The sequence below is a fragment of the Pedobacter sp. AC163 genome (assembly GCF_979258665.1).
On record NZ_OZ409872.1, the window covers coordinates 1937338 to 1949933 of the forward strand.

At 41.8% G+C, this 12596-nt stretch carries 6 protein-coding genes; all 6 read right to left on the reverse strand.

The window, feature by feature from the left end:
• Positions 1–193: 193 nt before the first annotated feature.
• Positions 194–2152, reverse strand: coding sequence for an OmpA family protein (locus ACZZZK_RS08185; protein ID WP_463483719.1), 1959 nt, complete (start codon positions 2150–2152; stop codon positions 194–196).
• A gap of 47 nt (positions 2153–2199) precedes the next feature.
• On the reverse strand, positions 2200–3168 hold the full coding sequence (locus tag ACZZZK_RS08190; protein ID WP_463483720.1) for a PorP/SprF family type IX secretion system membrane protein: 969 nt from the start codon (positions 3166–3168) through the stop codon (positions 2200–2202).
• 69 nt (positions 3169–3237) lie between these two features.
• Entirely contained in the window at positions 3238–4530 is a 1293-nt protein-coding gene (locus ACZZZK_RS08195; protein ID WP_463483721.1) for a gliding motility-associated C-terminal domain-containing protein, read from the reverse strand.
• Between the two features lie 50 nt (positions 4531–4580).
• A complete protein-coding gene (locus ACZZZK_RS08200; RefSeq protein WP_463483722.1) occupies positions 4581–5093 on the reverse strand; it encodes a hypothetical protein in 513 nt (170 codons plus the stop codon).
• Between the two features lie 4 nt (positions 5094–5097).
• Positions 5098–9357, reverse strand: coding sequence for a hypothetical protein (locus tag ACZZZK_RS08205; protein ID WP_463483723.1), 4260 nt, complete (start codon positions 9355–9357; stop codon positions 5098–5100).
• A 68-nt stretch (positions 9358–9425) separates the two neighbouring features.
• On the reverse strand, positions 9426–12557 hold the full coding sequence (locus ACZZZK_RS08210; protein ID WP_463483724.1) for a beta strand repeat-containing protein: 3132 nt from the start codon (positions 12555–12557) through the stop codon (positions 9426–9428).
• Positions 12558–12596: the final 39 nt, after the last annotated feature.

The window sequence follows — 12596 nt, forward strand, 5'->3', positions numbered from 1 at the left end:
TCACCACATTATCTGGGTAGAGCTTCCGGTAGCTAAATGAACACTAATGGTCAGATTTCGTCGATGTGAATACAGGTGATGTACTACAAATTTTTAGACCAACTATCCTGATACAATTTCCAAACTGATTTATGATTCCACAAAAAAAGTCATCCAAACCGGATGACTTTTTTACGTTCTATTTGTGTTGTTGTTATTGTTTAGTAATCTTAAATTCTGTTCTTCTATTTAACTGGTGATCCGCTTCAGAACATTTCACACCGTTAGCACATTTGTTAAGCAATTTACTCTCACCATATCCTCTCGCAGTGATTCTGTTTTTGTCAATTCCACGATCAATAATGTATTGAACTGCAGAATTTGCTCTGCTTTGCGATAACCATTGGTTGTACTGATCATTGCCTCTGCTATCCGTATGTGAACCCAACTCAATCCAAATGGTTGGATTGTCTTTCATTATTTTTACTAATTTATCTAATTCAATCGCGGCATCAGGTCTGATATTCGACTTGTCGAAATCATAATAGATATTTTCAATCCTAATGGCTTTATCTAGTTCAATTTTTTCGAGATATAAATCTTTGTTTATTACCGTAGAGGTAGTGAGGTTATTGGTGGTTAAAGAAACCACATCACTTCTATAATTCGTTTTATCTCCTGTTAAATTATAATCAGATGATTTATCCAAATTAAATTTAAAATCACCACTTTCATCAGTTTGTACTTTTAATGCCTGGCCGTTTATTTTTGTTAAGGTTACAATTGAATTTGAAAGCGGTTGATTAGTTGTTTTATCAAAAACTCTTCCTGTTAACCTGAAGGCAATTACTTGCTGCTCCGTGAAACTGTAAATATCGTCGCTTCCTAAACCCTCCGTTCTGTTCGAACTCAAAAAACCACTTAAAGCCGATGTTTTAAGATAAGCAAAATCATCCTGAGGTGAATTTGTAGGATAACCTAAATTTTTGGGCTCTGCTACTTTCCCTGAGGATAGCTTAGTTCTGAAAATATCAAGTCCACCCATACCCACTCTTCCATCCGTACTAAAATAAAAGTTGTTCTCCGCATCAAAAACTGGTGTACGTTCATTACCTTCTGTATTAATTTCTTTAAGATTTACAGGAGTTCCCCAATCGCCGGCATCGGTACGCTGACTTACATAAATATCGGTACCACCCAATCCACCAGTCATGTTAGATGCAAAATATAAGCTATTGCCGTCACCCGTAACAAAAGGATCACCTAAAGAGTATTCGTCAACTTTGTTATACTTAAATGGTGTTGGAACAGCCCATTTACCTGCTGCATCTTTTTTGCTCGAATAAATTTCTACATTAACAGTTGCCAGTTTGCCTTTAACAAAAACGGGTTTTTTAGGTATTCTGGTTAAGGTAAAAAACATTTCATTTCCATCCTTGGTAAAACTTGCCGGGCCAACATGATAATTGGTGTTCGCATCAAGAGGAAACATGTTCACGCTATCCTGTTTTCCATCAACCATATAGAGCCTTAGGTAATGGTTACCTGTCCAACCATAAATGGTACGATCCGGACGCTTTGCGCCATCGAATTTTAAGAAAGGACGTGCTCCGCTCTGTTTGTCTTCCGAAACATTTCCACGATCGGAAGCAAAGGTAATGGTGTTATTGTATGGTGTAGCACCCCAATCAGATTGCGGGGTATTCATTCTGGCTTCATTTTTAATGGTAGTCGCCGTTGGGTTTTTCATCCAGACCATCGCCGAATCGCAGCTCGAAAGCCACAAGCTTTGCTCTTTAGGCGTTAAGCTTTTATTAATCTCTGCGTATTTTTTGTATTGCGACTTTGCCTCTGCATACTTAGAGTTTTGCTGTAACGCTTTTGCGTAAGCTAAAATATTTTCCGCCTTCGTGTCGGGCATTCCTGCAGCAATAGCATACCAGCTTTCCGTTTGTTTATAATCATTTACCAGGGCATAACATTCTCCCAACCGTTCGGCGGTATACAGTGTCTGTTTCTTTTTATAAGCCTGCTCATAAAGATCAATTGCTTTTTTATAATTAAACAATTGGTATTGAGCATCGGCCTCCTTCAACACATATTGGGCAAAAGCTGGTTTTTCTACCAAGATCAATATGGATGCTAGCGTAATGATGTAGTATAATTTCTTCATTGTTTGTTTAATTCAAGAGTATTAATCGTCATGTAATATTGTTCCCACTAAAAGAATCTTGGTGTAAGCATACGCACATTTTTCCTGTTAAAGAAATAACTGATGGAAATTTCGTGTGTACCACTGCTGTAACCCTGCAATGGCCCGATAGAATAATCGTAAGCATAACCTATACGCAAGTTTTCTGTTGGAAAAACCTGTATGGCTCCTACGGCAGAATTGAGCTGACTCAAGTCTTTTTGCAGGTAACTTTTATTGTATAATTTTACGCCTGTCCGGTACGATCCGCCAATCCAGAAACGTTCTGCCAAAATAAGGAAAGCGTTCAAATCCAAACTGGTTGGACCACCCCTATCATCTTTCAAAAGGAACGAAGGCTTCAGTAAAATATCTTTCGATAATGGAATTAATGTTCCGGCGGTTAAATAATAATGCGGTTTTGGTTGTGCAATGAAAGCATAACGATCAATATCAATGTATTGAGAAACCAAGTTATCGGCACTAAAACCAGCATAAAAACGATCGTTAGCAAAGTAAACTCCTGCCCTTGCATCAGGCAAAATGGTACTTTGCAAGCCTACAGGCTGATATATTTCCGGGTCGTTAGGGTTCAACATCGCACCATCAATACCCAATTGAACAGCGCCCACACCTAAACCAAACGCTAACCGTGAAGTTCCATCAGCATTTAAGCGGATGCGATATGCGTAATTACCATATACAGATTGGTTGCGTTGTGCACCAAGTTTATCACTCGACACCTGAAGCGCTAAACCTACATTACCATCGTTGGCTATGGCATCAACAGCTATCGACATGGTTTTGGGCGCCCCTTGAATCCCTGTCCATTGGGTGCGGTAAAACGCATGTACATTAAGCTGCTCTTTATAACCTGCATAAGCCGGGTTAATATAGATTCCATTAAACATATACTGACTGAACTGTGCATCCTGTTGGGCCTTAGCCAAAGTAGAACACAGTAGCAACACACTTAAGATCTGTAGTATTCTTTTCATTTTTTTGTATTTCGATCTGCCATCAGATCATAAGTAATCAATTCAATTAGCGACTGAATTTTGCCGCTATTAATTTTTAAATGCCCTGATTAAAGTAGTCCATCCCGTAAAGGTAAACCATTCACCTCCGGCAGTTTCACGCACTTTTAGCAGATAATAATAGGTACCTTCATTCAGCCCCTCTCCACTCCAATTATTTTGATAGTTGTTGGATCTGTACACTTCATTACCCCAACGGTTTACAATAACCAAAGAGTTTTCGGCAAACAGCTCAAGCCCTCTGATTTCGAACATATCGTTATTTGCATCTCCATTAGGCGTAAACAAGGTTGGGATAAACAAATCCTGTCCGGAAACGGATAGTTTTGTATAATAAGCGCCATTCGCATTTACATCATTGGATAAGGCGATATTGTTGCGGGTATGGATGCCTGTTGCCGGGTTTGTACCTTTTAACATATCCCATTTGTTGCCACTTACGTAGCGGGAAATCGCAGCATTCGCATCTTTAAACAAGCTGCCATTGGTATTGGCATTATGTTGCAAAATCATGTTGGCGGTAACCGGTGTGGCACTGTAAATATTCCACACCCTATCCATCCCTAAGCGTTCTTTAAGCACTGGCTTATTGGCCATCATGTAATCTTGTACACTGGCAAAAATACGACCCGCTGTTGCTGGTGTTAAAGTTGCAGGGGTATAATCTCCCTCATCAATACCGATTGGAAAAACAAAACCATCACTTCCTGCATAATCTTTCACCATGTGCCCCGCAATGCTGTTGCTGGTCACTACCATTCTATCTTTAGAGTAGTTGATGATTTTACCGGTAGTTCCAAAAACCAGATTGTGTCCATTCAGGATAATATCAGCCTGATCAACCGCCATATCTATCGTACCCGCGATGTTTAATGACGCAGAATTTAATCCCGCAGGGTTTGTTGTACCAAAACCAGGGTCGGTTACATCGGCCAGCATCATGTTGCCATTATTGCGATGCTCAATTAACATATTGATAAAAACACCATTGTTTCCATCAATTTGTGTAGGACCAGCCGCCATACCCGAATAAAAAGGGTTGGTGCCTGGATTATACACCACAATTTTTCCGTTACCGCTAAAGGTAGCACCCGGAGCAATCCATACATTTTTGCTGTAAATCTCCAGCACTCCATCTATTTGCCAATTGGCATTTGGACCGAAGAAAGTGCCTTCACTAAAACGCTGTTCAGTTGTTCCGGCAGAAATGGTAACAGATGAATTATCAACTGTCATACTTCCTGTACCCGTTTGAGCGAATGCTGGCAAAATGGCCAGCAAGCAGGCAACCGTTAAAAGCAATTTATATATATCTTTTTTCATGAATCAAAATTTTATCGTTAAACCAAATGCACTAGTTAACGCTCTCGTTTCTACTTCCAGTAATTCCAAAACTTGCCATCAAATACGGCAAGTGCTTTCCTGTTGGTATCATAGCACATCATGCCCGGGTAAGGGCTTTTTACATTTAAGTGCGGATTAGCAATTTTGGGCAACACGAGGGCTTTATCAGCAGATTCAAGCACCAAAACTCCATCCACTGCTGTTTCTCTTGCACCCATTATGGTTTGTTTGCCATTATCTACCGTACCACTATATGGTGCTATAGGCACGGTTCCGGCAATATCCCCTACGCCCGAAAGATTTATCCAGCCTCCATTTTGGTACATTTTCACTATTTTCTCCACCTTATCAAATACAAAAGTACCATTGGCAGGCGTGGCTGGTAAGGTTTCTACAGCAGGCAAAATAATCCCTTTGGTGGTACCTGCCGCAAAATCTAAAACGGAAGAGCCATCTGCTGTCTGTTTACCTATAGCGGTTTGGGCAGTAGCAGCGAAGCCAAGCCCTAAACTTAAAACTGATAGTATGAAGTATTTTTTCATTGTATTAATTACTTAAGGGAGTACAATCTTTTTCTAAACATTTCCAAACCGTTCCATTATAAAGCTTCACACAGGCAGCGGCAATGTCATAGATTAACATGCCCTCTACTGGAACGGCTATGGCAGCTGATGAACTTACCCTGGTGATGACGAAACCTTTATTTTTAGATTCGATTACAATATGTCCGTTATTCACATTGGCAGGCCATCCTGTAGCGCCGCCACTAAAACCTACAAGGTTAGAAATTCCCGTCAGACTTGGTAAACCTGCCGCATCAAATGCACCTAAATTGGTACAGGCACCTACTGGTGCGCCACAAAGAAAGATCACTGGAGTGCTTGCAAAGTTATATTCATTTTCCGTTTGATTTACGCTTGTCCCATCAGCCATACTTCCATCAATCCTGTGCCCTACATAGCCATATTGATAGCTATTTTCTTTAATAATCATAGAGGTATGGCCGCCGGTTTCTACCGCGATTACTTTATCGATCCAGTTCAGTTTACCCATGTTGTAGGCACTACCTATAGGGATACTGCCCGGCATTTGCATCGGATCTATAGGGTCGCTCAATCCTCCACCAAGCATTCGATTCTGATTGCTTCCCCAAGCCCATAATCTGCCATCTGTTGTTAATACGTTGATGGCAGGGTAATTAGGATCATGCTCATTCGGACTGATCCAAACCACATTGGTGAGGTAATCACTGGCCGCTACCGATTTTCTTACCTGCACCCACGTATTGCTGTTCGAATTAGTGAAGTTACCCAACTGCCTGAAGATACCAGATCCCATGGCATAGACATTGCCATTGGTGCCCAATACATAATAGGTACCTGCACTCATGCCTATCATTTTAGGGGTTACACCCGCTGGTAGCGTCATTTGTGTGGCAAACACTCTGTTTATACCGGCACTGCCTTGACCTAGTTGTGTGTTAAGTCCCCAAGTATATACTTGGCCAGTGCCAGTTAATGCCATCAAATTTGTACTTTCACCCCGTATGGCGACAACATCATCAAGCGTTGTTGTTGCATTGGTACGTACCCGATGCCATAAAGCATCGTTTGCAGCATTATCCGCTGCATTATCACCGTATGTATTGCCATTTATCGCAAGTACCCAAACCTCGCCAGAGCAAGTGGTTAATGCCAATGTTTGGTAAGTACCGAAGAACATCTTTACATCTGCCGGAGCCACGCCGTCAGGTAAGCCGTCTGACTTTGTCGCACCGCCACTTACGCCGAAAGTACCTACACTTAACTTCTGAAAAACATCACCACTGGTAAGTCCCCCAGAAATCAAATTCCCTTCTTTGCCCCATGCAAACAGCCCGGTAGTAGTTAAAATAACAGTTTGAGACTCTTCACTACCATTACTCGCTCCGGTAAACTTAAGTACCTTTCCGGTAAGCCCAATAAAGTTAGTGCTGTTCACCTCAGTAGGGACCAATAGGTCACCCGAACCGTTGCTTGCCATTTTATCCCCCCATACCATCAATGCACCAGTAGTGGCGTCACGCATCCTGGTACTATGGAAATTGCTTACCATATTATCATACTCAATGGTGTTAGGGTTTGAGGTATTTAAAAAAGTATTGGTATTACAGTCGCCGGTAACGCAATAGCTTGGCGGAAGGCCTGCGAATGTAATGTATCTTTGTGCGTTATCAGTATTAAAATTATTGCTAAATACCCATTTCCCATTGCTATAAGTTCCTGCAACGCTTTTTACATTGGCTGTAAAGGCCGCATCATCTGCAACCAACATCCTAACTGTACTTGATGCACCAAAATTAACGCCGTATGTAGATAGGTTTGCCTCAAAATACAATGCATTTGGTGTATTTTTGCGTTGAGACAGCCATATCCTCTGAATTCTCTTCCAGGTAGTTCCTGCAACCGTAACGTCAACAACAGGTGTTGCCGTTACATTATTATCTCCCAATAAGAAATAGGTTTTATCGTTGGTAAAGCCAGTACGTGATGCATCCTGATTTGGATTAACGAAATTATTGATCGTAGCCACCGTAAGGATGGTTCCAGCATTTACACTTTTAGATACTTTCTGCTCAAAAGCTTCAATATCATCTCTTGATACACCGAAGATATTGTTGTTGTAAGTTGCATTTGAAGCACCGTTCCAAACGATATTTCCATCCGTATCCAGATAGTGATTGGTAGCCACCTGCCCTAATGTAATCCCGTATTTAATGGCCAGGTAAGAATCAACTTTTCTACGGTCTGCATCTAACAAAGTACCTGCGCCGTATACGATGGTTTCACCAATATGTCCTGTAAATCCGGCGTTATCACTTCCGTTTGATGAAAAACGGGTGTCTCCGAATATATGACCACCAAACATAGAACCTACAGCATTAAAGGCAGTGGCCGTTGCCATTGCAGCTCCATTCAAACCTTTGCTTGTTGCTATATTTGTATTTCTGAAATACATAATGCTAGGTATCGTTGTACTAAAAGCAGGAGCGACATTTGGAAATTGCGTACCACCTCCATAAGGTCTTCTTTCTAAATCGGTAGTAGCCGGCCAAATCCCGAAACCATCCCAATTTATAGAACCTGTAGTGGTATTATCCATACCAGTACTAAATACTCTTGGATTTCCCCCGCCTGAAGCCAATCCTTCTTTAGTAAACGTGAAGACATCATAGTCTAAACTGGTTAAAGTACGCACCGTATTATTTCCTAAAGTTTGCGTTCCTACCGTAAAATTAATGCCCGGGTTGAAATTGAAATAATCAGCAGCACCGGATACGTATTTAGGCAATGCATTCGTTCCCAATTGTGCCACGGTAGTTCCGTTCCAGATATCTGTCCATCCCGTTACGTCTGTATTCGCTCCGCTGTTGTTTGCATTTTTGTCTGCCCTGTACCAGTAGGATAATCCATTGGCTACCCCTCCCGGAGCATTTCCGAAACCTGCAAATGTAAAAAACTGTCCATTAGTTAATGTAGCTGTTGCGGTATTGTAAACCACACCGTTGATGGTGATTTCTGTAGCCATTGCCGTAAAGCTATCGCTTCCATCAAAAACCGCATCCGCAGATTGTACCAGATACAGGTTAGCCACACCTTTAGGCCAGGCTACTGTAATCGTGCCTACACTCCCGGTATTCTGTACTTTCCAGATCGATTCAAAACGATAATTGGTTGCTCCATTAGTGCCTGCGGTGTACGCTAATGGGATGGTAAGGCTTCGCTTGAAGCCGTTATCCCCTGCCATCAGGTATTGTAAATCATTCACTAAGCCCAGGCTGTTGGAAGCATTATTATTTGCAAAGCCCGTTGTAGAAATTACAAGCTGCTGTCCGCTGTTTACACTCCCCGCTTGCTTTTGATGCAATACGGTATTATTATCTCTTGCAATCCCGAAGATATTATTATTATAACCCGTATTAATCGTTCTATCCCATACTATGCTGCTGTTGGTAGCCAGGTAATTTTCGTTTAAGGTAACCCCATTTTTTAAAGCAAGATAAGTATTTACTCTCGATTGCTCGTTGGCGGTTAAAACACGTTTGTACCAAATCACTTCCATAATATCCCCTGGAAAAGGACCACCGGCATCCCATCCAGCCTCACCGATTCTTAAATTACGACCAAAGATCTGAAACTTGTTTGATCCGGTAAATGAAGTGGTTTCGTAAGTACCATTTAAACCTAATCTTTTTTCTCCGCCAGCGGAAAGCGAAGTTCCCAGGTTAGCAACAGCATTGTTGGCTATTGCGGAGAATACATTCGATTGACCGATATTGAAATTTGCAGAAAAATCTGTTGATGTGGTGGTACTAAAAAACTCATACTGTCTTGGATTTCCCGTAGCAATTGAAATCCCTGGTTCAGCAGCAAGAGTTGCATCGTCATCGATTCCCGTAATACGTCCTGTTCCGCTACTGGTAGGCCTTACTGCCGAAAAAATGGAAGTATTGGTATTGGCCAGTTCGCCATTGGTAGGGTTCAATACCGAAGTAGAATTATAGAAAAATCTGGTACCTGAATAACCCGTGGTGTAAGGATGGAAGTTATGCGCCCTGTCGGCCGTAGAAAGCGACCATCCACCGAATCCCGCGATGTTGTTGGCATTTGCAGAATGGTCTTTCCATGCCGTTGCAATAACGCCGGCATCATCAGATTTTACCCAAAAGTCTGGCGCAGCCACACCACCTGGAGATTGTGCATATATTTTTGAAATAGAAATACTAGCCAGGAAAGCCGACAATATTAATACGTAGATTTTTTTCATATTTCTCATTTTAGGTGTCCCTTCCTCTTTTTAAGGGAAGGGACCTCATGGAAGATTTTCGGTTCCTGTTATGGCTTGGTAATCAATAAGTGCTCTAATTTTTTCAAGCGCTCTTCTAAATCATTGGTTTTGTTTTGAAGCGCTTTGATTTCTTTATCTTTTTCACCCAAAGCGTCGTTCATCTCAATTACATGGAGATATAATTCTTCCAGTTTCTCTAACTGTTGCATCGATAACTGGGTTAAATCGATTCTATAACCATTTTCACCTACATTCACTTCAGAGATTGGCGTAACGCCCGGCAAGTGTTTGTTGGCTTTGATAAACTCGGCTACTTCTTTTAATGATTTAAATTTGTAGTCTTTATAAATTTTAGAAAAGCCGTTGAAATAATCTTCAAATACATAATCCGCATACACACCACTTGTTGTCCAAAGTCTACCTGTAGTAGAGATATCGCCAGCTACGTGTAATAACGGTTGAATGGTTGCACCGCCCACCACGAAAGATGGAGCAGTAAGCGCACCGATGGCAAATTCACCTGTACCCGTTACCGTAGCTCTTGTAAGCCCATTAGTAATTAAATTTAATGGCTTCACTTCTCCTGTACTTGTTCCTACATTTAAAGCTGTTGCATTGCCTCTTGAAGTTAACTGGGCTACGTTAGCATTATCCACAAATAGATCTACTATTGCACTACCTCCTGTTAACAGAAGTGCGCCCCTACCTGAAGCACCTGCACCAGTTGCCCGCAAAATACCCTGGTTACCTGTATTATTTATGCTAACACTATTACCATTTCCAGTGAACCTTAGGGTGTGATTATTTGTTGTAACAGTTCTTGTTCCTACTGGCGCCGCTATGGCTAAAGTGCCATCATTAGTATAAAGATTAGTATTTAAATCAGTTACTGGAACCGTTTTCAATATACCCGTACCATCTGCTACCACTACCCTATCAGTAGCTGTACTACCTGCCAAACCATAGATATCTCTGATACGCACATTTCCTGCACCTACATCTAATTTCTCTGATGGCGATAGAGTGGCAATACCTACTTCTCCGGTTCCGCTAATACGCATTCTCTCAAGGTCAGTAGTACTGAAGAAAATTGGTGCGACATTTTCTGTTCTTAAACCTAGCCCGGTATTTCCAGTTCCACCGGCTACAATCTGTGCAAAGGAGTTATTATCGGCATAAAGATCTAACATTGAATTTCCTCCTACTGCAGTGAATGTACCTCTTCCTGCCGCACCTGTACCAGTAGCTACAACCCTTCCCTCATCTAATCTAGCTGAAATATCAACGCTACTCGCTGTTCCAGCAAATGTTAATAGACGGTCGGCTGTTGTTACCGTTCTTTGCGCTGTTAAGGTACCATTTGCATTGTAAATATTTACAGGGTTTGCTGGTAAACCTGCCACCGTGCCCAATACACCATTAGCATCTGCCACTACCGTTCTGGTTGCTGTAAAAGTTTGATTCTGACTTGACGACACACCTCCCGCACCTGTGGTATTTATAGCATTAGTAGCACCATTCAACGGAAGGGTTCTTAATCTCGTAATTCCATTATTATCTAATTTCTCAGAAGGAGTATCGGTAGCCACACCCACATTTCCTGTTCCAGTGATTGTCATTCTCACTACTCCATCAGCTACACTGCCTGGGCTTGTTACAAAATTGATAGGGGCTGGCGTTAAAGTCCCATGAGTTCCCAAGGTAAGGTCGGTAGCTTCCTCAGTGGCAAAAATTTGCGTCCCTGCCTCAGCAAATGCCTGTATTCCTAATTTGGTTCTGCTGCTATTTGCGTTTTTATCAGCAGCAAATATCGCTATACTACCATTGCCATATGGCGACGATGCAACTCCTTCTTGAAGCAAGCCAGAGAAAAGAGATAAGGTTGTTTCTTGATGATCTCCTTTGAAAGCCAATTGTTTATCTGCCATCGTAACTACACGGTTAGTAGTTAATGTTCCATTTGCATTGTAAATGTTAACCGCTGCGCCAGCTAGAGAGGCCACTGTTACTGTTTTTAAAATACCCGTATTATCAGCCACAACCACCCTGTCCGTTGCAGCACTACCGGCTAAGCCAAATAGATCACGTACCCGTACATTACCAGCGGTAACATCTAAACGGTTAGTTGGAGTGATTGTTGGTAATGCAGTAGCACCACTAAAATCACCTAAAGCAATTGCACCATTTACACCGTAAATCCAGTTGCCAATATTTAACTGGTTACTTACTGTACTTTGTGCTTTGGTTTGCGAGCCTAAGAATAAACTGTTGCTGCCAGAAGTATATTTTTCAGTGATCGGGCCTCCAATTCTGTTGGCTGCTTCAGTACCAAAAAAAGTATTGAAGTTTCCTGTAGTTAATTCGTTACCCGAAGCCACTCCGAAACCCACGTTATCTGTACCGGTTGTTAATTTCGCTAAAACATCTACCCCAAAACCTAAATTTCTAAATCCTGTAGCCAGGTTTAACGAGTTTGTACCAAATGCAATATTCTGTTCACCAGTAGTCACACTTTTTAAAGCGTTAGTACCAATAGCAGTATTACCCTGGCCGGTGGTCAAGCTGGTGAGGTTTAATGCACCGATAGCCATGTTTCCACTTCCTGTGGCTAGCGGTAAATTTCCGAAACCTACGGCTACGTTGACTGCGCTGGCAGCATTTGCCAGTTGATTTCCCCCACCAATAGCCACATTTCCCTGTAAAGCAGCACCGCCAGTAGCAGCATTCATTGCTCCTTTACCAATAGCGATGTTATCGTTACCCGGCAGAGCTGTACCATTTGATCCCACTCCTGCATCCTGTGAAATATGACTATCAGTACCTACCACACGAACATCGGCTATAGTCGCCTGGTCTAACAACCTTACCCATTTATTTTGCGGGGAGCTCCAATAGTAATAACCCGGGCTAACTGCATTCGCTCCTGATCCAGCGGTTGCTGTATTGAAAACGGTTAAAGCATTTGCCGGTAAGGTAACCGGTGCCGCAAGGATGGTGCTGCTGAGCGCTATCCTAGGCAATAAAGCACCCTTATTAGAAGATTCCAACTCCAATAATGCAGAAGCATCTTTGATAGTCGGGTTTGTACCTATTTTTTGTCCTGTATTTTGAGCCATCGCATGATAGCCTGTAGCTAATAAAAAGGCTAGGAGAACGATTGATTTGAGATTCTTTTTCATTGTTATCTGAATTTCGATATGAGATATGATATTGGGAAT

What these genes read in the sequence shown, in the direction of transcription:
- ACZZZK_RS08200 (WP_463483722.1), bottom strand. Translation starts at nt 5,093, where the DNA reads ATGAAAAAATACTTCATACTATCAGTTTTAAGTTTAGGGCTTGGCTTC.
- ACZZZK_RS08195 (WP_463483721.1), bottom strand. Translation starts at nt 4,530, where the DNA reads ATGAAAAAAGATATATATAAATTGCTTTTAACGGTTGCCTGCTTGCTG.
- ACZZZK_RS08185 (WP_463483719.1), bottom strand. Translation starts at nt 2,152, where the DNA reads ATGAAGAAATTATACTACATCATTACGCTAGCATCCATATTGATCTTG.
- ACZZZK_RS08205 (WP_463483723.1), bottom strand. Translation starts at nt 9,357, where the DNA reads ATGAAAAAAATCTACGTATTAATATTGTCGGCTTTCCTGGCTAGTATT.
- ACZZZK_RS08210 (WP_463483724.1), bottom strand. Translation starts at nt 12,557, where the DNA reads ATGAAAAAGAATCTCAAATCAATCGTTCTCCTAGCCTTTTTATTAGCT.
- ACZZZK_RS08190 (WP_463483720.1), bottom strand. Translation starts at nt 3,168, where the DNA reads ATGAAAAGAATACTACAGATCTTAAGTGTGTTGCTACTGTGTTCTACT.